Origin of the sequence: Methylobacter luteus IMV-B-3098 (assembly GCF_000427625.1) — a bacterium.
GTDB lineage: Bacteria > Pseudomonadota > Gammaproteobacteria > Methylococcales > Methylomonadaceae > Methylobacter > Methylobacter luteus.
Genome location: NZ_KE386569.1, coordinates 4,497,951 through 4,519,156, shown reverse-complemented (window position 1 = coordinate 4,519,156; position 21,206 = coordinate 4,497,951). Strand labels below are relative to the sequence as shown.

Below are 21,206 nucleotides of genomic sequence, written 5' to 3'. Positions count from 1 at the left end.
GTCTCGGACGCCAATGGCTGCCACGATATGATAGAGGCGAGCATGAAACAGCGTTTTCCCGTCATCTGAAATCCGTATCGCCGCCCAGAAACCACCAATGGTCCTGATGTTGGTCGGTCATTTCTTTTAGCGCGGGCGGGTCGATATAAACGCCGCTTATTTCAAACTGTGCGGATGGGCTCGGCAGCATCGCAATGACGCGGGTCGTCATCCAGCTGAATACCCGCTGGCGATTCGTTTGTCCGGCAATGTTCAGAGACGCTCTCAGCAACAGATCAAAGACGTCAGGCCGACCCACGAAATCCATCAGTTCCAGCCCCTGCCCGACATCATGGTCACGCAACACCACCGCGCCAATGGCCTTGCCGAACCCTCGCCACGAAACCAGATAAATATGATAGGTATTTAACGGGTGTTCCAGATAGCGCCACCTGAAAAAACCGGCATCTTTCCGAGGTAGCACATAATCCGCCATAGACTGCCGCATCCCTTGCCAGAGCTTATCCAGGACAGCAAGATTGCCCTCATGCAACGGTTCCACTTTGAGCCAGAAAGGCAGGCGCGTTGCCTGGCCTGTGGTCCAGGATGCTTCGAAGAATGTATCGCCCCGCGCATACATGCCTAATCTCTCGCCCAACTGTGCGGCTCTGCCAGTGGGGAAACCGAAAGCCAGCCGGCAAGGCTTATCGGGGCCTGTCTGCGCGCGCAGAAACGTTTCGGCCGTTTGCGCAAAAGCCCCGCGCCGGGTCAAAATGCCGCGCACTTCCGGAGCGACCATCACATCGCAGATTTGCACCGCCATCAGTTCTTTTTCATGCAGCCAGAACGGCCTGGGGATACCGCCATAATAAGCGACCGCTCTGCCTGCGATATGGGCCATAATCCCCTGTCTGCAGGATTCGGCATATTTCCAGTTCCACAAACTGGGCGGCATGGACTGGCCAAAAGCGCTAGTAAATAATGACAATAATAGGTCCTGGTCATGTGCCGATGCCCATCGGAGTTGCCAGTCCGTTTTTGTAACGGTATCAGCCGATTTGACAGCGGATTGATCAAGCCCTAGCGTAGTAAGCACGGTCTGCCAGGCTCCAGGCGCGACAAACAGAATATTTTCCGACAAAGGCCGGCGATAGCCATGTTGTTCAAGGAATGCCGCCATCTGTCGGGAAACAGCCTGATCGCCATCGGCACGATTCAGATTGCCAATGAAGTGCGTCACGGCTAAAGCCGGAATCTGCTGGAGCGCAAGGGTTATTTCATCAAAAGAGCCTGCTCGCCACGCCTTTTGATCTTGTACAAGCAGATGGAAACCCTGCGCGCGCATTTGCTCAAGAAAGGCAATCGGCGAAAAGCCTGCCGCCCACAGCGAGCATGGCGAAAATTGACACAGAATTTTCAGCTGCGGCGACCGCTTCAGGATGACGGCGAGATTATGAAACGCTGCGGGTTCACAGCCTTCCCGATTGATTCTGATGAAATCCAGCGGTGCCAGATCAAGGCTGTCATATTGCTGATCAGACTCAATGGCCGCGGCTTGCCCATCCGGCAAAACAAGATCGCTGAGCAGCCGCGCGTAATGGCCGACATGAGCGCCGATCTCGAGTACCCGATCGCCGCAGTTGATCAATTGCCGGCAAAGCGCGGCAGTTTCCGCGTCGGGTCGCTCGTCTGATCTTACCGCTAAACCGGCCATCATCGGCACCTCCAGGCATGAGGTATCATAAAATAACCCTGCAACCGGCCCTCTTGCTGTACCTGGAGATTGGCGACGGCATTGGCTGAATCGTAAATATGCAGGCCGCGCTCGCAAAGCAGATGCACGCTCAACAGATACTCGCCCTTGAGCAGGGGCAGCCGATCGAAAGCAAGACTCACCTGGCCTGATCCGTCCGGCTTCCGACGCAGGGCAAGCTCGTCTTCCCAAGTGGCCGCGCTGGTCAGCGTGCGCCCGTCCGTCGCATGTAGCGTGAACCCCACACACGGACAAGGCAAGTCAGGATCGGAAGCAAAGCCGATATGCAAGGCCAGGCATGAGCGGCCACTTATGGCGATCACGCCCTTGCTCGCCTGACCATCGACTTCCACATTGACCGATACGATATGCGCATGCCCCTGGGGCGGTGTGCTTGCGGGCTTCAGTTCATTCCCGACACTGACATTGGTCGGTTCCAGCGCCCCCCTGTCCAGAAAACTCTGATAGGCGGCTACCACAGTTCCGGAATCACCCTCCGCTATCATTCTGCCGTTGTTAATCCAGATGGCACGCTCGCACAGCGATTCAACCTGAAATAATGAGTGGGAGCAAAACAGAATGGTCTTGCCGCTATCGCGCAGTTGCATGATGCGGTTAAAGGACTTGCGGGCAAAAGCGCCGTCGCCGACCGACAATGCCTCGTCTATGACCAGAATATCGGGATCAACGCTGGTGGCGACTGCAAACGCCAGTCGCACATACATGCCGCTAGAGTAAGTCTTGACGGGCTGGTCAATAAAATCGCGGATGCCGGAGAAATCGATGATCTCCTCCAGGCGATCCTGAATCTCCTGTCGCGACAGACCCAGGATAGCGGCGCTCATGAATATATTCTCGCGCCCGGTGAATTCGGAATTGAAGCCGGCGCCCAGTTCCAGAAGCGCAGCCACCCGTCCCTTGACTGAAACCTCGCCGGTAGTCGGCGTCAACGTGCCGCAGATCATTTGCAGCAGCGTGGATTTGCCCGAACCATTGCGGCCGATAATGCCGACCACTTCGCCCGGCATTACATCAAAACTGATGTCCTGCAACGCCGAAAATTCCCGGAAATACTGGCGTCTGCCACGGAACAGCAGTTGCTTCAGGCGATCATGCGGCTGCGCGTAAAGCTGGTAACATTTACTCAGATTTTTAACACTGATGACCGGCTCAGGTGGCATTAGCAAAATCCTTGCGTGTTTTCTCAAATGCCGACCGGGCCGTCAGGGCAACTACCATAAAAGGGAAACGGGAGTTTATCTGTTTTACTGCCATGATACTTGAAGATTCGTAGTCAACTTAACAATCACTAAGTCAGCTAGATTTATATAACTTGGGAAACTCATCAGCCTGCTCTTGCCTAAAGGATTGTCCCAAATTATATCAAAAAAGAAACAAAAAATTGGGCTGTAACCCAAACTCTTAATGTTCCCTCATCCATTCCGACGCCAACCTCTGGGCTTCACTGATTTGTGCGGGCGTCATTTTCTCAGCCACGATATCCCGGTTTCTTTGCGCCGGCTCATCACCGTTGGCGCCGGCGATATTGAAAAACATATGGGCTTTGACATAATCTTGCGGGACACCTTCGCCACTGAAATACATATTGCCCAGATTAAACATCGCATCAACATTCCCTTGCTCCACCGCTTTCATATACCACATGACGGCCTGTGCATAATTTTGCATCGTGCCTTGTCCATTGCCATACATGGTGCCTAAATTGAACTGCGCGCCACTATTCCCTTGTTCGGCCGCTTTCAGATACCATTCGATAGCCTGGGAGTAATTCCGGGGAGTGCCCTGCCCATTGGCATACATGTTGCCCAAATTGAATTGCGCGCCGGCATTGCCCTGTTCGGCTGATTTGACATACCAGTTATAGGCCTGCGCGTAATCTTGCGGCGTGCCTTGCCCATTGGCATACAGTGTGCCCAAATTCAACTGCGCCTCGGCAAGGTTGTGTTCCGCGGCTTTGGTATACCACTTGACCGCCTGACCGTAATCCTGATCTGTACCGTGACCTTCGGCGTACAGCAGCCCTAAATTGAACTGCGCGCTGGCATTATTTTGTTCCGCGGCTTTGGTGTACCATTTGAAGGCCTGAACGAAATCCTGATCCGTGCCCTGCCCATTGTCATACATGATGCCGACATTAAACTGTGCGTCACCGTTGCCTTGCTCCGCCTCTTTCTTGCAGGCGATGAAATTTGTCCGATCATCCTTGTTTTCGTCATAACATTCTCCCCAGGCATTGATGGAGAATTGCGCCAAAAGCAATACTAGCAATGTTTTTCTCATTGTTTAAACATCACAGTGAATCTAAAAAGCATCAGTGGATTTCTACCTATTGGATTGGCAAGACTGTTAATCGATATTTATTATAATGATGCGCGGATATCCGGTAAAAAGCATCTTTACCAACCTCATCATGCTTTATGTCTGACTATTCATCATTAATTCCAGTTAACGAATTAGGGTCAGGCAAATCGCATCTAACAAACTCCCTGAGTGTATTTTTCAGGGTATATCCGGAATTTGCGAGAATATATTTAACCTGAAGCCAAACAAAATCTGATTATCAGGCATGAATTAAACGAAAAAATCACATTCATTCATTCAAAACTAATCGCATAATTGTCGGACATAAAAAAAGAGCTGTACAGAACACTGTAAGCCCTTGATTTGATTATGGTGCCTCGGGCCGGAGTCGAACCGGCACGGTGTTACCACCGAGGGATTTTAAGTCCCTTGCGTCTACCAATTTCGCCACCGAGGCATCGATAACGTTTGTGAAGCGCGTATTATATAGCAACAAAAAAAATAAACTAGCTCTGTATTAAAATTTTTTATCAAAAGTTCAATTTTTTAATGATATTGCCGGCGGCGCCGACGTCTTACGAAAATAACCATGGCGAAAGCAATATTTCTCATGCAACTGTAAGTTTTTTTGATCCGGAACGACACAATTATCAACATGCAACATCAAATGATTTATGAACATACTGCAAAACGCTTACGGCACAGGTAAATTTTCAGCGTGCCTGTTCCTGCTATTCTCATCCCTTGCGTCCGCGCAAGATCATGAGAAGCTCATGATCGGCCACTTTTCCGCCGGCTCACTGGCGCAATGGCAAAGCAAGGCATTCAAAGGCCAAACCGAGTATCGGATTGTCGATCTTGAAGGGACGAAGGCATTGCAAGCGGTCAGCAACGACAGCGCCTCGGGGCTGCTCAAGGAACAGCGCGTCGATCTCCGGAAAACGCCGCACATGAACTGGCGCTGGCGCATCGAAAACCGTCTCGGCAATATCAATGAGCAGGAAAAATCCGGCGACGACTATGCCGCCCGCGTTTATGTCGTGGTCAGCGGCGGATTGGCGTTCTGGCGCACCCGAGCCCTCAATTATGTCTGGGCAAGCACATCACCTAAAGGTAGAATCTGGCCCAATGCGTTTGCCGGCGACCGGGCCATCATGATCGCACTCAGATCGGCCGGCGACCAGACAGGCGTCTGGCATACCGAAAAACGCAACATCCTTGCCGACCTGAAACAACAGTTCGGCGAAGACATTCAATATATTGATGCCGTCGCCATCATGACCGATACCGACAATGCCCAGGGCAAAGCGACGGCCTATTACGGCGATATTTATTTCAGCAAAGAATGAACACCATGCACAATACCTCACAGCACCAGGAACCGACCGACTTCCCTGCCATTAGCAGAAGTACGCTGGAAATACTGCAAGTTAATCTGGGCTACCGGTGCAACCTGAGTTGCACGCACTGCCATGTCAACGCCGGGCCCAAACGCACCGAAGCGATGGATCAAGCCACCATGGATCAGGTTCTGGACTTTATTGAAAGAGAAAACATACATACGCTCGATTTAACCGGCGGCGCGCCGGAGATGAATCCGCACTTCAAATATCTGGTCAAGCGGGCGCGGGGCATGAACGTCACCGTGATCGACCGCTGCAATCTGGTCATCCTGCAGGAATACGGCTTTGAAGATCTGACCTTGTTTCTTGCCGACAACCAGGTCGTCATCACCGCCTCGCTGCCCTGCTATCTTCAGGACAATGTCGACAAGCAGCGCGGCAAAGGCACGTTCATGTCCAGCCTGGCGGCACTGAAAAAACTGAACCGTTTCGGTTACGGAATACCGGACAGCGGCCTTCAGCTTAATCTGGTCTTTAATCCGCAAGGCGTCAGCCTGCCGCCTGAACAGCAGCCGCTGGAACAGGCCTATAAAAAACACCTCAGTGAAAACTACGGCATTGTCTTCAACAAACTGCTCGCCTTGACCAATATGCCCATTCAGCGCTTTGCCAGCTCACTGTCCAGAAAAGGCCAGTTTAACAGCTATATGCAACTGTTAAAAGACAACTACCGCCCGGAAAACCTGGACAGCGTCATGTGCCGCAATACCTTGAGCGTAGACTGGCAAGGCTATGTCTACGACTGCGACTTCAACCAGATGCTGCAACTGCCGCTAGGCGCAAGCCCGGACGGCAAAACCCGTCTGAGCGATTTGAAGCGCGGCGCCCTGACCGGCTCGCCCATTACCGTGCGCCAGCATTGCTACGGCTGCACGGCGGGACAAGGCAGCAGCTGCGCCGGCGCATTGGGCTAAATCAACTGATATTACCCACGGGTGTTTTATCCGTTTGCCCCTGGCATTGCAGCTCTTGTGCTCTTTGTCGATATTCGGCGGAAATGGCCGTAAGGTACGCATCGCGTACCTTTTCAGAATCGGCAAATTTTGGAAACGGCATGCGGCCCTCATCCGGGGCATAAATGCATGCCCTACAGAACTAACTGCGCAACATCAGTTTCTTATCGTTTTTTATTGTCTAATCTGGAGTTGAAAACAAAATAAGTCGACTTTGCGGGCTGTGCAAAGGCCCATCATCCATTTAAGGAGGCAACATGAACGACCATGAAGAAGAATTCAAACGGATAATCAGCACCATCATCTATGATTATAAAACCGTTGCCACCTTACCGTGTCCTGATCAATATGTAGGCACGGCCATTTATCAGGGACCTGAACAGGGCTTCAAGTATGAGGGACAACAAAATGAAAGCCATTTCACGCAAAGGCTCGATTTGCCCGAGCACCTGGACCAGTCAACCGGCCCGCGGCTCATCATTGTTCTGGAAAGCCCGCACAAGGATGAATTCAACAAGCTGACCAAAGCCCCTATTGGCCCTGCCAACGGCGTCACCGGCGAAAACATCCGCTACTTTCTGGCCTACGCGACCAAAAACCTCAACGTTCAGGACTTTCCCGCACAGCAGTCGTTCGACCTGATCCTGATGAATGCGATCCAGCATCAATGCTCGCTGGGCAAACCGCCGCAAAAATACCGTACCGAAGTCTTTATGAAATGCTGGGACAATCCGGTCATCGGCAAGCGTTATTTCGTCAAACGACTTCGCGACTACATGAAAGACACCAAAACCGTCGTGATCAACAGTTGCACCGCGTCGGTCAGAGATCCGGTCGATGAAGCCATATCCGATGCCATAAAAGCCTCGAATTACTTCCGACTGTGCCATCCGTCAAGCCCTTGGTGGTCAAGCGGCAAGTCATGGCTGCCTAAGAAGCGGAAAAAGTCGTCGATGTGAATAGGTATAAGATTCACCAAAACGATGCGCTTGGCTCCTCAGCGCATCCTGCGGCTCTATATCAGGATTTATTTTATCAAGTTATGAGTTGGACGCTTTTCAGGAATAGGTTGATATGTTTTATTATCGCCTTTACAACTGATATTTAATGTTTTTGCCTTCAACTTTCACAATATTCGATTTAATTAACTTACTAAATTCACGTTGAACACCTACATTATCACTATTTAGACCAAGGTGAGACTTTACAAAACCTTTCAATGCTTTTTCTGTTTTTGGTCTTTTGGAATCTTCCGTGCTTTTTAATCTCTTAACTAGCTTTAATTGCCGCTCATCGGATAAAGGAAGATCTTTTTTGATTGGACTTAATTGGTTAACTACAGGTGCCTTTGCTTTAAATTTTTGTCTCTCACAAAACCTTCCATTTTCGTTAAGGTGCATTATTAAAGGATCAAAGCCAGTATCATTAGAAACTACTACAAATTTGACATCACTATCAGCTAGAGCATCAAACTTACCTAAATAATAACTTATATGAAAATCTAGATTATCAGGTGAGGTAGCTTTTAATTTCAAAAAATGAATTCAGATAATAATTCAATTTTTTCATCACCTAAGTTAATTTTATTCTGTCTCGCACCGATAAATACATAAACTTTAGAAAATGTCATCAGCTCAATGCCATCAAGAGTTGCACCGTTTTCATAATCAATAAAAGCCCATGCTTCCTTATGCATTTATATTCCTTATTATTCTTCTTCTATTCATAATAGCTTTATGTAAAAGCATTAATAAATTATTATTTAAATTTTGATATTTTATATTTTCTCCATCTCAATTGATAAGAATATCTCTTAATCCTAGTTTTTCAAGTTGAGTAACATCCAATGCGATTTCTAGGTTTTACGCGAGACGAATTGGCAATAACCATCCTTTTCACCTATACAAAGCAGGAGAAGTCAATTCCTCAACCAATCATCCCGAATCCACAAGCCCAAACAAAAAACAAACTTGCACACCCCCCTCGCCTTCCCTATAGTGCACAGCTTTTCCGTATTATTCTTCCGCCCGCCATTCAATGGGCCATGATTCATGAACAACCCTAAACAACTGCCCCTTTCCACTATACGCCACGCATGCAGCCTGAGTTCTTATGAACGCGGGCGCGATTACTATGCGAAAGGCCAGGTGGTTAAGCTGACTGTCGGCAGCGAAGGAGCTCTTTTCGTACAGATCAATTCATCGGTCAAAGGCAGCGTAAAGACTCCGTACAACCAGAATATCCGCATAGTCTGGCGCCCTGATTACAGCGCCGCGACGATAGAAGGCGACTGCTCCTGTCCGGTCGGCTTTAACTGCAAACATGTGGCGGCGGTTTGCCTGCAGTATCAGGACTCGATTCAGGCGATTTCTCCGGCCCCGGACTCGAGCTGTCTGGACTGGCTTGCCAGCCTTGACGCGCCGGCGCCCCAACGCGACACCTACCAGGAATTCATCGCTTATGTGCTGAAGCCCGGCAGGCAGATCCATGAATTCACGGTGGAATTTCACCTCACGAAAGAAAAAAAATCCGGCGGCCTGAGCAAAGGCAGAAAAACCACGCTGAACAATCTGCGCTACAGCTACGCGCACATGCCTTCCATTCAGCCGGAGGACGTAGAAATCACCTCATTGCTGTTAGCACTGAGCAATTCCTATACTGTCGGCGAACCGTCGATCAGGGGCGCCGCCGGCTCGGTTGCTTTGTCGAAGCTGGTGCAGACAGGGCGTCTTTACTGGCGGGACTTTGAGCGGTCATCGCCTCTGAAAGCGGCCGATGCGCGGGAATTACGCCTGGACTGGCAGCGGCAGAAAGACGGCGCTTACCGATTGGATGTTTCCGTCGAGCCTGAAGCACTGTTGATCTTGACCGATCCGCCCTATTATCTGGACACCGGGCTGGGTACTACCGGCATGGTTGATACGCACAATCTGAGCACCGATCAGCTCAGAAAGGTTTTATCGGCCCCGCTGATTCCACCCGAGCACGTCGAGACATTCAGCGAGCGCCTGATCATTGAACACCCCGGACTGCCGCTGCCGGCGCCGAAAAAAATCGAACTGATCCAGCTTCATGATCTTGAGCCTGTGCCCCGTTTGTTATTGCAGGGCCAGCCCATCGATGACCATTACGTGCACTTCATGGCCCTGGAGTTCGTTTACGGCGAATGGGCGCTGCCGGCATTGGCTCAGGAACCCTACAGCGTAGTAAAGACAAATCAGGGGTTCCTGCGCATCCAGCGCGATACGGAAGCCGAACAACTGGCCGTAGATCGACTGGCTGAACTGGGATTTGCCGGTGCCGGCAGCGCCCATTCGCGAGAACGGGTATTCTTCAGCAGTGCCCAGTCCCCGCTGGACAACGCGGCCCATTGGGGCGACTTCCTGCTCAATGTATTGCCGGAACTCGAGCAGGAAGGCTGGCTCATCGACACGGATGAAAGCTTCCGGCTTAACTTTCAGGCCGCCCAAACCTGGGATGTCGAGATCAGCGAAAGTCCTTACGACTGGTTTGAAATGCGCTTTAACGTCGACATAGACGGCCAGTCGTTGCCTTTGCTGCCGCTGATCATGCCGATTCTGGAATATTACGATCTGGACAACCTGCCCGACCGGCTCAACCTGCATATCGGCGATCATCGTTACCTGACCTTGCCGACCGACAAAATCAAGCCGTTCCTGACCATCCTGATCGAACTGTTCAACAGCAACGGCTCGCTGGCCAACGACGGCGCTCTCCGGCTGTCGCGCTTCAATGCCGCCAGCCTTGCCGACATGGAAGCGCACAATTACGGCCTGTTCAGGCTGAGCGGCGGCGAAGCGCTACGCGAACTGGCCCAGAAACTGAAAAACTTTGCCGGCATCGAGGAAGTCGCCGTGCCCGCCGGCCTGAAGGCGGAATTGCGCAATTACCAGCGGCACGGGCTTAGCTGGCTGCAATTCCTGCGCGAATACCGGTTTGCCGGCATTCTGGCCGACGACATGGGACTTGGCAAAACCATACAGGCGCTCGCCCATCTGCTGATGGAAAAACAGAGCGGCCGCATGACCGCGCCCTGCCTGATCATCGCGCCGACCAGCCTGATGGGCAACTGGCGGCGCGAAGCCGAACGCTTCACGCCCGACCTGAAAATGTTGACCTTACAGGGCACCGACCGCAAACAACATTTCGACGAGATCAGCCATTACGACCTGGTCCTGACCACATATCCGCTGCTGCCCCGCGATGAACAAACATTGCTCGAGCAGGACTATTACTACCTGATTCTGGACGAGGCCCAGGTCATCAAAAATCCCCAGGCCAAGGCCGCCCGCGTAGTCCGCCAGATCAAGGCCCAATACCGTCTGTGCCTGACCGGCACGCCGATGGAAAACCATCTGGGCGAACTCTGGGCTCAATTCGATTTCCTGATGCCGGGTTTTCTGGGCAACAACATCACCTTTAAAAAACTGTACCGCACGCCGATTGAAGTCCACGGCGACAACCAGCAACGCGTGCGACTGACGCAGCGCATCGCGCCATTCATGCTGCGCCGCAGCAAGCAGGAGGTCGCGACCGAACTGCCGCCCAAGACCGAAATCATCCGTTCCGTGCCCTTGGGCGAAAAACAGGCGGCGCTGTACGAAAGCATCCGCCTGACCATGGAGAAGAGAGTCCGCGATGCGATTGCCATGAAAGGCCTTTCGCGCAGCCATATAACGATTCTCGATGCCCTGCTGAAGTTGCGCCAGACCTGCTGCGACCCGCGCACGCTGCCGCTGGAAAGCGCGCAAAAAGTCAAACAGTCGGCCAAGCTCGACCTGCTGATGGAGATTCTGCCGGAGCAACTGGAAGAAGGCCGGCGCATCCTGGTATTCTCGCAATTCACGCGCATGATCGCCCTGATTGAAGATGAACTAAACGCGCGCGATATTGCCTACAGCAAACTGACCGGCCAGACGCGCAAGCGCGAGGAAGCCATCGAGCAGTTTAAAAGCGGCGCCGTGAACGTCTTCCTGATCAGCCTGAAAGCCGGCGGTGTCGGCCTGAACCTGACCGAAGCCGACAGCGTGATCATTTACGATCCATGGTGGAACCCGGCCGCCGAAACGCAGGCGGCCGACCGGGCCTACCGGATCGGCCAGGATAAACCCGTGTTCGTCTACAAACTGATCACGGAAAATACGGTCGAAGAAAAAATTCTCGTCATGCAGGAAAAAAAGCGCCAGTTGGCCGAAGGCATTTACAAAGGCGGCGGGGACGAATCACTGCAACTGACTGCCGCGGACCTGACGGCCTTGTTTGAACCTTTATGATTGACCGGTTCAAGCGGAACGGGGTTTGCAACCGCGTCCCTAACGTTTGTGCGATGCCCGAGCCGTAGGGTACGCATCGCGTACCTTTTCAGAATCCTGATAGCCGGGCGCTGCTCGGCAGCGCATAGCTTCGGTTCCAACCGCGCGGCACGGCATTGCCAATTGAACCAATTGGCCCATTGTATTAGCGACTACCATGAAGTTTTCGATCATTATCCCAACACTGAATGAAGCCCAAAACACCCAGGGCTGCCTGATGGCGCTGCAGCCGTTGCGCAGCGACTGCGAAATCATTGTCGTCGACGGCGGCAGTACCGATAACACACCGGCTGTCGCCGAACCGCTGGCGGACCAGGTCATAAGCTCGGCAAAAGGCCGCGCCCGGCAGATGAATGCCGGCGCCAGGCAAGCGACGGGCGAGGTATTGGTGTTTCTGCATGCCGACACGACTTTGCCTGACAATGCCATACCGCTGATGCGACAGCAGATCGACCAACCAGCCCCCTGGGGACGCTTTGATATCCGCTTGAGCGGCGATCATTTCATGCTCAAAGTCATCGCACGGATGATGAACTGGCGCTCCCGACTGACGGGCATCGCCACGGGCGATCAGGTTATCTTTGTCACGCGTGATGCGTTTATGGCGGTCGGCGGCTATCCCGACATCAGCCTGATGGAGGATATCGCCATTTGCAAGGCGCTGAATAAAATCAGCCCGCCGCTCTGTCTGAAAGCCAAGGTGACCAGCTCGGGCCGGCGATGGTTGCAATTCGGCCTGTACAAAACCATACTGCTCATGTGGAGCCTGCGCCTGCGTTACTTTTTCGGCGAAGATCCGCAAACACTGGCCCGGCTTTACAGTGGAGGACATTTATGGAAGCCCTGATTCGCCTGTCGGCATCGATCGGCATCTTTTTAACCATGATCGGCTGGGAGCGCATTAGCCCCCGAAGAAAATTAAACATCAGCCTGCGGCAGCGCTGGTCCGTCAATTTGGGACTTGCCCTGTTCAATATGACGATCATGAGCCTGACACTGGGCGGCATTGCCTATCTGAGCGCGGTCCATGCCGCCGACATTTCCTGGGGCCTTCTGAACCAGTGGCGCACGCCGACCTGGCTGTCGATCATCGTCACGCTGCTGTTTCTCGATTTCGCGCTCTATTGCCAGCATATTCTTACCCATAAATGGCCGCCGCTCTGGCGCCTGCACCAGATCCACCATACCGATCTGGAATTTGACGCCACGACAGCCGTGCGCTTCCATCCGCTGGAAATCATGCTGTCGATGCTTTACAAGGCGGCCTGCATTTATCTGATCGGCGCCCATCCCACAGCCGTGATCGCCTTTGAGATCATTCTGAACGGAGCGGCTACATTCAACCACAGCAATGTATACATCCCGCCGGCCATCGACAGGAAATTGCGCTGGCTGATCATTACGCCCGACATGCACCGTGTACATCATTCCACTGTCCCTGTTGAAACGGACAGCAATTACGGCTTTTCGATTTCATGGTGGGACAGGCTTTGCAATACCTATACGCCCGATCCCAGATACGGCCAGACGACCATGCCGATTGGCCTGAACGCCTACCGCAGCCCAAAGGACTTGAGTTTCGCGCGCTTGTTGCTGTTGCCATTTAAAGCGCTAAAACGCGGTTGATTCAATGACATACAAATACCCCGATACTGTATTAATGGTTTTCTGCAAGGCGCCGGTTCCGGGCCAGGTTAAAACCCGATTAACGCCGGCATTGACCGCTGAACAAGCGGCCGACGTTCATGTTCAACTTACCAAAAGAGCGCTGAAACTGGCGACGCAAAGCCGATTATGCCCCGTGCAACTCTGGTGCGCGCCATCTATCGATCATGGCTTTTTCACCGCCTCGGCGACCGCTTATCGCCTGGAGCTGAAGCAGCAACAGGGCACCGGTCTGGGCGAGCGCATGCATCTGGCTTTCGAATCGGCGCTGGCTGCTTATCCGCACGCCTTGCTCATGGGCTGTGATTGCCCGTCATTAACTGAATCCGATCTGGAAGAAGCCATAAAAGCCTTGCGTGAGGACCAGGATCTGGTTCTGGCGCCCGCCGAAGATGGTGGCTATGTCTTGATCGGCCTTAACCGGCCCTGCCCCGAATTGTTTACCGGCATGATCTGGGGCACATCGAAGGTTCTAGCGCAAACCCGCGCCCACATCGATCAATTGCAGCTACGCCATTATGAATTGAGGGAGCAGTGGGATCTTGATACGGTGAGAGATCTGGATCGTTATCGTGCCTTACTATTGATTAACTGATGTTGCGTAGTTGTAAGGTCGAATTCACTTGTGCCCTTTAGGGTATTCGACCCGGGACAAACGCTCGTGTACCGGCTCTATCCAGTGCGAATGAATTCGCACCTACACTGCACGCACCTTATCTGTGGGGCGACCTAAGCCGCCCTGTCTCCCCCCGCCGCTATTTTCCGGCTCCAGATAAAACCCAATCCCAGCATTACTAAGCCGGCCAGAACCGCCAGTATTTTATTGACCGGAACGCCCACTAAAAATACAAAGTACTGATGCCGAAGATGACCTGACTCATCCTGTATGATCACTTTCAAGGCATGAACGCCGCGTTGACGGATGGCTTGTTGAATCGAAACAAGCCCCGCCCCGAACTGTTTGGCGGGCTGCTGCTTGATAACGGTAAAAGCCTTTTCGGCATTTAAAAGCCAGTCTGACCATGAAGATAGTTCCAGCAATTCCAGCGCGATCTGGCTGTTTTCCAGCCCTTCTTCCAGTGGCTCGACCGCGATAATGATCTGCCCGAGTTCAGGAAAAACACGACAAAAATGCTCATTCTCCAGCCCCGGCTGAAACTGGTAGCCGCTCACCCGAAGCCTGGTATCGCCTACGTCAATAAAACAGTTCTGGCTGTGATGCTCTCCGGCATGCGCGAATACGGGCTCGGACATAACAAGGCCAAACAGCGCGGCCATGAATAACTTTGAGATCAAACGTGTCAACATAACCATCATTCATTCAAAAAGACCAGTGTACCATTTTGGCCCGCCCTCAGCCCTTGCCACTAAAATTTGGTTGGCCTGGAAGCGCAAAATGGTAACATTTCGGTTCTTTTTCATATTGTCACCGGAGCCACCATGGGACCTCATTATCTAAGCCCTTTTTTCACGCCCAAGACAGTAGCTATCGTGGGCGCATCCGGTCGCGAGAACAGCGTCGGCTATCGCCTGTTGCTCAATATGCAGGAAGCGGGCTTCAGAGGCGGGCTGTATCCGGTCAACAACAAACGGGAAACGATGCAGGGTTTAAAAGCCTATCCGGATCTGAGCGCCGTTCCCGAAGAACTGGATCTGGTCGTGATTGCGACACCGGCCGCCTCTGTGCCGGACATCATGCGCCAATGCGGCGAGAAAGGCGTCGCCTCGGTCATCATCATAACAGCGGGCTTCGGTGAACTGGGCCCTGAAGGCAGACGACTGCAACAGGAAGTGCTCGATATCGCACACCGTTACAGCATACGCATCGTAGGGCCGAACTGCCTCGGCATCATCCGGCCCAGCAGCCATCTGAATGCAACCTTTGGCGACGGCACGGTCAAAGACGGCCGCCTGGCGCTGCTGTCGCAATCGGGCGCCGTCTGCACAGCCATTCTGGACTGGGCCAAATCCCAGGGCATCGGTTTTTCCACGGTCGTTTCGATGGGCGCAGCCGCCGATGTCGACTTCGGTGAAGTGCTGGATTATCTGGCCATGGATGCCAAAACAACCGGCATTCTGATGTATGTGGAAGGCATACGCGATGCCCGCCGCTTTTTAAGCGGTCTGAAAGCCGCCGCGCGCCTGAAGCCGGTTATCCTGATCAAGTCCGGCCGCCATGAGGCGGGCAGCAAGGCGGCTATGTCGCATACCGGCGCGCTGGTCGGCGGCGATAATGTCTTTGACGCGGCCATCGAGCGGGCAGGCGTCGTCCGGGTTTATAGCATCGCCGAGCTGTTTTCGGCCGCGCGCGTATTGGCCAATAATTACATAGTCCGTCAGGATCGGCTGGCGATTATTACCAACGCCGGCGGCCCCGGCGTCATGAGCACCGACCGCGCCGAGGATGTCGGCATAAAGATGGCCGAGCTGAACCCGGCCAGTCTGGAAGCATTGAACGCGGTATTGCCGGCGCACTGGTCGCATGCCAATCCTATCGACATTCTCGGCGATGCCACGCCCGAACGTTACAAGCAGGCGCTGGATATCTGCCTGAAAGACAAAAACATCGACGGCGTGCTGGTTATTCTGACGCCGCAGGCCATGACGAATCCTACCCAGGTCGCCCAGTACGTTATCGAGGGCGCCAGCTCAAGTCAGAAACCTGTTCTGGCTTCATGGACGGGCGGTGCGCGCGTGCAGGAAGGCCGGAACCTGTTCGATAACAGCAAGATCGCCCACTTCAATACGCCGGAAGTCGCGGTCGATGCCTTTTCGTTTTTAGCGACTTATAGCCGCAACCAGATCCTGCTCAAGCAAATCCCTTCGCCTTCTGATGAGCTGGCGCTGCCCGATGTAGCTGGCGCGCGGCTGATTATCGAGCGTGTGCTGTCGGAAGGCCGGCAAATTTTAACAACGCAGGAGTCGAAAGCGATACTGGCGGCCTTCCATATTCCGGTCACGCAAACCGTGAAGGTATCCAGCGCCAAGGATGCCATGATTGCCGCGGAAACCCTGGGATTTCCGGTGGTATTGAAAGTCAACATGGCCGAATTCAGCCATAAATCTGATATCGGCGGCGTCAGGCTGAATATCAACAGCGCCCTGGACGTTTCCCGCAACTTCACCGAAATGGAATCAGCCATCAAACGCCAACACGCCGAGATTGCTGAAGTCGGCATGACGGTTGAGCCGATGTTCCGCTCGCCCAGCGGTCGCGAACTGATGATCGGCGTGGTCAGAGACCCGGTATTCGGACCCGCCATCAGTTTCGGCTTAGGTGGCACCATGGTGGAGATTATGCAGGACACCGCCGTCGCGCTGCCGCCGCTCAATGCCTATATGGTCGAGCATCTAATTGCCAAAACCAAGGCGGCCAAGTACTTGCAGGCTTTCCGCCAGTTGCCGCCGGCCCATATGAAAACCCTGGTTGATGTGTTATTGAATATCTCTATCATGGTCAGCGAACTGCCGGAAATTCTGGAGCTGGACATCAATCCGCTGATCGTCGACGAGCACGGCGTCATGGCCGTGGATGCCCGTATCAAGGCCGAAGTCTCTCATCAGCTCATGCCCTACTCGCACATGGCGATTCATCCCTATCCGCATGAATTGACCCAGCATTATCAATTGGCCAACGGCATGAACATCACCATCCGCCCTATTCGCCCCGAAGACGCGGACATGGAAAAGGATTTCGTACATCGCTTGTCGGAGCGCACCAAGTATTTCCGCTTCATGCAATCGTTGCAGGAACTGACACCGGAGATGATCGTGCGCTTTACGCAGATCGATTACGACCGTGAAATGGCCTTTGTAGCTATCACCGATCATGACAACATGCCCGCCGAACTGGGAGTAGGCCGTTACATGATGAATCCCGACGGCCACTCCGTGGAATTTGCGCTGGTGGTCTCCGATGACTGCCAGGGCCTGGGCATAGGCACCCGCATCATGAAGACCTTGATGCAGGCGGCCAAATACAAAGGCATGTCTTTTTTTGAAGGCGAGGTACTGGCAATCAATGAACCCATGCTGTCACTGATGAGAAAACTGGGATTCAGCATCGAAGCCATTCCCGGCGACAATGAAGTCGTGCGCGTGGTTAAGGATTTAAGGCAATGAGCAATCCCTGCACCGGCAATAATACCGGCGCAGGAACGCAGATTTCACCCAAATCATCAACGTCTCAGCCTGGACTGTTCGCCTTCGTTCAAGATAGTGACTTCCACCCGCCGGTTATTTGCACGTCCGGCTGCGGTGCTGTTGGTGTCGACAGGATACTCTTCGCCATAACCGACATCGGTTACACGCGAACTGTCCACGCCGTTGGAAATGAGAAAGTTTGCCACGGAGTGGGCACGCCTTTCAGACAGAAGCTGATTGCTCTGGCTTGAACCGACACTGTCCGTATGCCCTTCAACCATGATATTGCGCTTGGGATTTTCTTTCAAAAAGGATGCCAACCGGTAAAGGTTCTGCAACGCACCCGGCTTGAGATCGGCCCTGCCTGTCTGAAACAGCACATCCCCCATAGTGACCATCATGCCGCGATCGGTTTGCCGTGCCCTTAACTCCTCAAGCTCTTTTTTTCTGGCGTCCAGTTGCATTTGCTTACTTTTATCGCTTAACCTTTCAAACTCATCATGGCTTATCTTTTCCTGGGCATTTGCCTCGGCAATTTTTATATTCTGATTTGCCATGTAAACCAAATGATCAACATATTCTTCATCGTCGTCATCTTCCCAGGCATCATGGGCCCTATTGAGAGCCTGCTCGGCATCGTACAAGGCCACAGGCGCATTACTGGCAATTTTCGGGTCCTGTTTGATCTGGTTCAGATTCTGCCTTGCTTCCTCTAATCCCCTATGCGGCTCTGAGGCACACCCCGCCAGCATTAATACACTCCCTATTAGAATTCCTGCCTTGCAATAAACTGAAGCCGCATTCCACTTTTTAGTTGACATAGTGTTACTCCTTAATCAAGGTTAACTACCTAACGCTCAAGAACAGCCGCCTGATTGTTTATTTACCTTCATTTTATCTTTGCATCTGTTGCTGAGTCCCTATTTCTTGGCGTAATGAGCCGATGCTTTTCTTTAACTCTTCCAGTTTCTTCGTGGATGTTGCAGAATCAATTTTTGCGGCAGCCAGATTGGCGCTAATCATCGCTTCATCGGCCAGTGCCGCGGCTTTTTCGTAATGCTCTTCGAACATTGCCGCCCTGGCCTGATCCAGTTTCTCATGGGCGATTCGCATCTCTAACGGAGCATACCTATCGCCGCCGTCTACATTGGCCTGATTAAAGGCATGTTCCGCGGCGGAGATTTTGTCGACAGGGGGATTACCTTCGCAACCGCCCAGCAGGAACATAGCAGACAGCAGTAGCAAGGGCTTGGATGGGTTAAATGGTTGATATTCATGTGTCATTAATATTCTCCTTAAATTCATGCTTAGAAAAATTTCCAGATGAAGGAAGGAAATGCTGAACATCATTCCATGAGTTTTCCCTCAATTCATGACATAGATGCAATCATTTATACTCAGAATAGAGCAGGAGAAAATTCGTATGACTACTTATCCGACAATTTAATTAGTCATTTAGTAAATAGTATAAATATAATCAATAGCTTACTATGTGCTTCAGTTTCTTATTGCAGAAAATGTCGCAATTTTGTCGCACTTGCTAAAAAAATGCCGCACTTGTTGCCGATTTATCGGGCATTGATTAATGGCAGGATTTCCTGCTATCCACCAATGGTGGGAATCTCTAAAGGCGGCATCGAGTTAGTGCATCCTTGCCGCTACCGATTTTTCGGAAACGCAAAAATACCGCTCTGTCTGGCGCGGCTACTAAACTCTACATTTATGCAGAATTTCCTGCTGTTGAATCCATCCGCCAATGGCGGCCCGATACTGTGCCGTGAATCTCGTAGCGATTTAAATAGATTCCAGACTTGTGAGGCCAATGCAATATTGCGTCGGCTAAAGGTGGGAATTAGCCCCTTTTATCGGAATTGGGGCTAAGTATTGCTTAGGTCGTAAAAGGGCGATATGCCGTCCTTTTAGCTACCCTCTGCCATGGTAGTGAAATATGCCGGGATTACTTAATACTGTTTACTGATTTTGAACCACAAGTTTGACATCGCCAGCCGCCTATTTTTATTGAATGGAGAAACCACGGAATCAACCATACGCCCATGGTTACAATACTAATCAGCAAATGCAGTATGTGATTTGTTCCGGGCCTGAATACGATCACGTCTTTTTTGCAATTTTTGCAGTATCCTGATTTTCTTTGTTCGGCCATAAATGTCCTGTTTATACTGTTTATCCTATTGGCTGATATTAACCGGAATCATGGGATTTTGCATTAATACCCCGGCTAAAATTTAATATTCCCCCATTGGGGTAAAAAGGTCGGTATGTCGTCCTTTTAATTACCCCGAATCGGGGAATTAGTAGCGGAGTTTTTCCGCATCCAGAAACAAAAAAGGCCGGTGATTAGCCAGCCTTGATTGATGAAGGATTATTGCTCTTTAGTGTTATGCTTCCGCGCCTGCTGTCTTTGCTGCCCTAAAGGTATTCATATCGGTAAGTTCGGCTTTGATTGCTGGCAAAGCCCACTCAATCAGTTTTGCATCCTCAGTTGATTCGCATTTCTCAAGTAACCGGCTTAAAACGCAATAGCCCTCAAAGGTAATGCTATGAATTCTTTCAAATCTGCCTTCATTCCATAAGGCTGAAAACTCTCGTTCGCGTTTCGGACTAATATCGGCAATCATACGTTTTCCCTTGCTGCCTGTCTGTTTGCTTCGTGATATGCGTCAACAATGCACCGCATATCCTTAACCATCTGCCTCACTGACTCTAAAGACCAATACATAATTTCGTCAGACATTTTTACCGGCTCGTCATCGTCATTAACAAATTGATCGCTAATCAATGCCAGCATGCTATCGGCCTGTAACGCCAATGTATCAATAGAGTCTGATAAATTAAGCGGCGTTGCTTCTTCATCCAGGCCAGCTAGACGGTGGCTAAAGTTTGGGTTTAATTTTGTCTCTGTATTCATAGCGGTTCTTCTTGTTCTTGGGTTGAATAACGCCGCCAACTTTGGCGACTGGCTTAAATGGGTGTGAGAAATCGTTATATAGAGCGATCCAGCCGGAGCTGTCCCAAGCAAGCCAGTCATAACAGAATGGACAATAAAACGGATATGCCCACAAAACTGCGGACACAAAAAAACGCCATGTAAGGCGCTGTGCTGCCTATATAAACGGGTTCTCACGCCCGACACTGTTTGTACAGTGCAATATAAGCATAGTCGCCAAAAGTAAAACGGTCAATAGTGCAGGGGTAGAGCTTGCGCCGATAATATCAGGAAATTTAACAAAATCAGGATATTGGGGCAATAAATCAATTCTGATATGCTGCGGTTCATCGGATTGAGCGGAATACTTGCGTACTAAGCTACGCACTAAAACCGCCTGAAATCGAATCCTATGCCGCATACGGACTTAGTTCTGCCGCGAACCATGCTCGGCTTTTTCTGTTGCTTTATTCGCGTCCATAATGGCATTACAGAGCGCGCCAATCCTAGAACCAAGCGTTCACAATCATTCGGCTATTCTGTTGCGTTATTCTGTTGAAAATGGGCGTCAAAGCCGCGCCAATACTAGAATGAACTGTTGAGAATCATTAGGCTGCCGTTTCGATACTCCTGCTCACAATAAGCCCCTAAACCGTGTCCTTTCTTGACCTTGGCGCTCATGATGGCGCTCACAATCGTTTAGAAATA

19 protein-coding genes and 1 tRNA gene are annotated in these 21,206 nt (G+C 51.7%); 9 read left to right on the top strand and 11 right to left on the bottom strand.

The genetic code is table 11. The features are described 5' to 3' along the window. Window positions 1-61: 61 nt before the first annotated feature. The 4 genes from METLU_RS0123385 to METLU_RS0123370 all read right to left on the bottom strand — a co-directional run bounded on the left by METLU_RS0123385 (window position 62) and on the right by METLU_RS0123370 (window position 4,511). Entirely contained in the window at window positions 62-1,696 is a 1,635-nt protein-coding gene (locus METLU_RS0123385; RefSeq protein WP_027160309.1) for a GNAT family protein, read from the bottom strand. Next, entirely contained in the window at window positions 1,693-2,913 is a 1,221-nt protein-coding gene (locus METLU_RS26355; protein WP_036243434.1) for an ABC transporter ATP-binding protein, read from the bottom strand. The genes METLU_RS0123385 and METLU_RS26355 overlap by 4 nt, the downstream gene beginning before the upstream one ends. Window positions 2,914-3,154: 241 nt before the next feature. Continuing rightward, on the bottom strand, window positions 3,155-4,021 hold the full coding sequence (locus tag METLU_RS0123375) for an SEL1-like repeat protein (RefSeq protein ID WP_231383684.1): 867 nt from the start codon (window positions 4,019-4,021) through the stop codon (window positions 3,155-3,157). A 403-nt stretch (window positions 4,022-4,424) separates the two neighbouring features. Further along, window positions 4,425-4,511, bottom strand: a tRNA-Leu gene (locus tag METLU_RS0123370). 217 nt (window positions 4,512-4,728) lie between these two features. Here METLU_RS0123370 and METLU_RS0123365 point away from each other — a divergent pair. The 3 genes from METLU_RS0123365 to METLU_RS0123350 all read left to right on the top strand — a co-directional run bounded on the left by METLU_RS0123365 (window position 4,729) and on the right by METLU_RS0123350 (window position 7,369). Beyond that, on the top strand, window positions 4,729-5,403 hold the full coding sequence (locus METLU_RS0123365; RefSeq protein WP_051300176.1) for a DUF3047 domain-containing protein: 675 nt from the start codon (window positions 4,729-4,731) through the stop codon (window positions 5,401-5,403). Between the two features lie 5 nt (window positions 5,404-5,408). Next, window positions 5,409-6,371, top strand: coding sequence for an arsenosugar biosynthesis radical SAM (seleno)protein ArsS (gene arsS, locus METLU_RS0123360; protein ID WP_027160306.1), 963 nt, complete (start codon window positions 5,409-5,411; stop codon window positions 6,369-6,371). Between the two features lie 296 nt (window positions 6,372-6,667). Continuing rightward, window positions 6,668-7,369, top strand: a complete 702-nt coding sequence (locus tag METLU_RS0123350; protein WP_027160305.1) for a hypothetical protein — start codon at window positions 6,668-6,670, stop codon at window positions 7,367-7,369. 132 nt (window positions 7,370-7,501) lie between these two features. Here the strand turns inward: METLU_RS0123350 and METLU_RS26975 are convergent, their stop codons facing one another. Then, window positions 7,502-7,945 (bottom strand): PIN domain-containing protein, encoded by a 444-nt coding sequence (locus METLU_RS26975; RefSeq protein WP_027160304.1) that lies wholly within the window; start codon window positions 7,943-7,945, stop codon window positions 7,502-7,504. Next, entirely contained in the window at window positions 7,942-8,106 is a 165-nt protein-coding gene (locus tag METLU_RS28175) for a PIN domain-containing protein (protein WP_155920698.1), read from the bottom strand. The genes METLU_RS26975 and METLU_RS28175 overlap by 4 nt, the downstream gene beginning before the upstream one ends. 355 nt (window positions 8,107-8,461) lie before the next feature. On the opposite strand from METLU_RS28175, the gene METLU_RS0123335 reads away from it, so the two are divergent. The 4 genes from METLU_RS0123335 (at window position 8,462) to METLU_RS0123320 (ending at window position 14,003) form a co-directional block, all read left to right on the top strand. Beyond that, window positions 8,462-11,704 (top strand): DEAD/DEAH box helicase, encoded by a 3,243-nt coding sequence (locus METLU_RS0123335; RefSeq protein WP_027160303.1) that lies wholly within the window; start codon window positions 8,462-8,464, stop codon window positions 11,702-11,704. 196 nt (window positions 11,705-11,900) lie between these two features. Next, window positions 11,901-12,590: a TIGR04283 family arsenosugar biosynthesis glycosyltransferase gene (locus METLU_RS0123330; RefSeq protein ID WP_027160302.1), complete on the top strand. Its 690-nt coding sequence runs from the start codon at window positions 11,901-11,903 to the stop codon at window positions 12,588-12,590. After that, a complete protein-coding gene (locus METLU_RS0123325; RefSeq protein ID WP_027160301.1) occupies window positions 12,578-13,369 on the top strand; it encodes a sterol desaturase family protein in 792 nt (263 codons plus the stop codon). Before METLU_RS0123330 ends, METLU_RS0123325 begins: the two co-directional genes overlap by 13 nt. 4 nt (window positions 13,370-13,373) lie before the next feature. Beyond that, window positions 13,374-14,003 carry a TIGR04282 family arsenosugar biosynthesis glycosyltransferase gene (locus METLU_RS0123320; protein ID WP_027160300.1) on the top strand — a complete coding sequence of 210 codons (630 nt, stop codon included), beginning with the start codon at window positions 13,374-13,376 and terminating at the stop codon, window positions 14,001-14,003. Between the two features lie 134 nt (window positions 14,004-14,137). Here METLU_RS0123320 and METLU_RS26345 read toward each other — a convergent pair whose 3' ends face one another. After that, entirely contained in the window at window positions 14,138-14,716 is a 579-nt protein-coding gene (locus METLU_RS26345; RefSeq protein WP_231383683.1) for a hypothetical protein, read from the bottom strand. Window positions 14,717-14,848: 132 nt separating this feature from the next. On the opposite strand from METLU_RS26345, the gene METLU_RS0123310 reads away from it, so the two are divergent. Continuing rightward, a complete protein-coding gene (locus METLU_RS0123310; protein ID WP_027160299.1) occupies window positions 14,849-17,530 on the top strand; it encodes a bifunctional acetate--CoA ligase family protein/GNAT family N-acetyltransferase in 2,682 nt (893 codons plus the stop codon). 56 nt (window positions 17,531-17,586) lie between these two features. Here METLU_RS0123310 and METLU_RS0123305 read toward each other — a convergent pair whose 3' ends face one another. Further along, window positions 17,587-18,372: an OmpA family protein gene (locus METLU_RS0123305; RefSeq protein ID WP_081679184.1), complete on the bottom strand. Its 786-nt coding sequence runs from the start codon at window positions 18,370-18,372 to the stop codon at window positions 17,587-17,589. A gap of 73 nt (window positions 18,373-18,445) precedes the next feature. Next, window positions 18,446-18,835, bottom strand: a complete 390-nt coding sequence (locus METLU_RS0123300) for a DUF4398 domain-containing protein (protein WP_027160297.1) — start codon at window positions 18,833-18,835, stop codon at window positions 18,446-18,448. A 39-nt stretch (window positions 18,836-18,874) separates the two neighbouring features. On the opposite strand from METLU_RS0123300, the gene METLU_RS28520 reads away from it, so the two are divergent. Further along, on the top strand, window positions 18,875-19,432 hold the full coding sequence (locus tag METLU_RS28520) for a hypothetical protein (protein WP_196806594.1): 558 nt from the start codon (window positions 18,875-18,877) through the stop codon (window positions 19,430-19,432). A 518-nt stretch (window positions 19,433-19,950) separates the two neighbouring features. On the opposite strand, the gene METLU_RS0123295 is transcribed toward METLU_RS28520, so the two are convergent. Both METLU_RS0123295 and METLU_RS0123290 read right to left on the bottom strand, forming a co-directional pair. Further along, a complete protein-coding gene (locus METLU_RS0123295; protein WP_027160296.1) occupies window positions 19,951-20,190 on the bottom strand; it encodes a hypothetical protein in 240 nt (79 codons plus the stop codon). Next, window positions 20,187-20,480 carry a hypothetical protein gene (locus tag METLU_RS0123290; protein ID WP_027160295.1) on the bottom strand — a complete coding sequence of 98 codons (294 nt, stop codon included), beginning with the start codon at window positions 20,478-20,480 and terminating at the stop codon, window positions 20,187-20,189. The genes METLU_RS0123295 and METLU_RS0123290 overlap by 4 nt, the downstream gene beginning before the upstream one ends. Between the last annotated feature and the right edge of the window lie 726 nt (window positions 20,481-21,206).

Bases quoted from the DNA above. Each gene is read 5' to 3' on its own strand.
- METLU_RS0123385 (WP_027160309.1), bottom strand. From the start codon at position 1,696: ATGATGGCCGGTTTAGCGGTAAGATCAGACGAGCGACCCGACGCGGAA.
- METLU_RS26355 (WP_036243434.1), bottom strand. From the start codon at position 2,913: ATGCCACCTGAGCCGGTCATCAGTGTTAAAAATCTGAGTAAATGTTAC.
- METLU_RS0123365 (WP_051300176.1), top strand. From the start codon at position 4,729: ATGAACATACTGCAAAACGCTTACGGCACAGGTAAATTTTCAGCGTGC.
- arsS (WP_027160306.1), top strand. From the start codon at position 5,409: ATGCACAATACCTCACAGCACCAGGAACCGACCGACTTCCCTGCCATT.
- METLU_RS0123350 (WP_027160305.1), top strand. From the start codon at position 6,668: ATGAACGACCATGAAGAAGAATTCAAACGGATAATCAGCACCATCATC.
- METLU_RS28175 (WP_155920698.1), bottom strand. From the start codon at position 8,106: ATGCATAAGGAAGCATGGGCTTTTATTGATTATGAAAACGGTGCAACT.
- METLU_RS0123335 (WP_027160303.1), top strand. From the start codon at position 8,462: ATGAACAACCCTAAACAACTGCCCCTTTCCACTATACGCCACGCATGC.
- METLU_RS0123330 (WP_027160302.1), top strand. From the start codon at position 11,901: ATGAAGTTTTCGATCATTATCCCAACACTGAATGAAGCCCAAAACACC.
- METLU_RS0123325 (WP_027160301.1), top strand. From the start codon at position 12,578: ATGGAAGCCCTGATTCGCCTGTCGGCATCGATCGGCATCTTTTTAACC.
- METLU_RS0123320 (WP_027160300.1), top strand. From the start codon at position 13,374: ATGACATACAAATACCCCGATACTGTATTAATGGTTTTCTGCAAGGCG.
- METLU_RS26345 (WP_231383683.1), bottom strand. From the start codon at position 14,716: ATGTTGACACGTTTGATCTCAAAGTTATTCATGGCCGCGCTGTTTGGC.
- METLU_RS0123310 (WP_027160299.1), top strand. From the start codon at position 14,849: ATGGGACCTCATTATCTAAGCCCTTTTTTCACGCCCAAGACAGTAGCT.
- METLU_RS0123305 (WP_081679184.1), bottom strand. From the start codon at position 18,372: ATGTCAACTAAAAAGTGGAATGCGGCTTCAGTTTATTGCAAGGCAGGA.
- METLU_RS0123300 (WP_027160297.1), bottom strand. From the start codon at position 18,835: ATGACACATGAATATCAACCATTTAACCCATCCAAGCCCTTGCTACTG.
- METLU_RS28520 (WP_196806594.1), top strand. From the start codon at position 18,875: ATGAAGGAAGGAAATGCTGAACATCATTCCATGAGTTTTCCCTCAATT.
- METLU_RS0123295 (WP_027160296.1), bottom strand. From the start codon at position 20,190: ATGATTGCCGATATTAGTCCGAAACGCGAACGAGAGTTTTCAGCCTTA.
- METLU_RS0123290 (WP_027160295.1), bottom strand. From the start codon at position 20,480: ATGAATACAGAGACAAAATTAAACCCAAACTTTAGCCACCGTCTAGCT.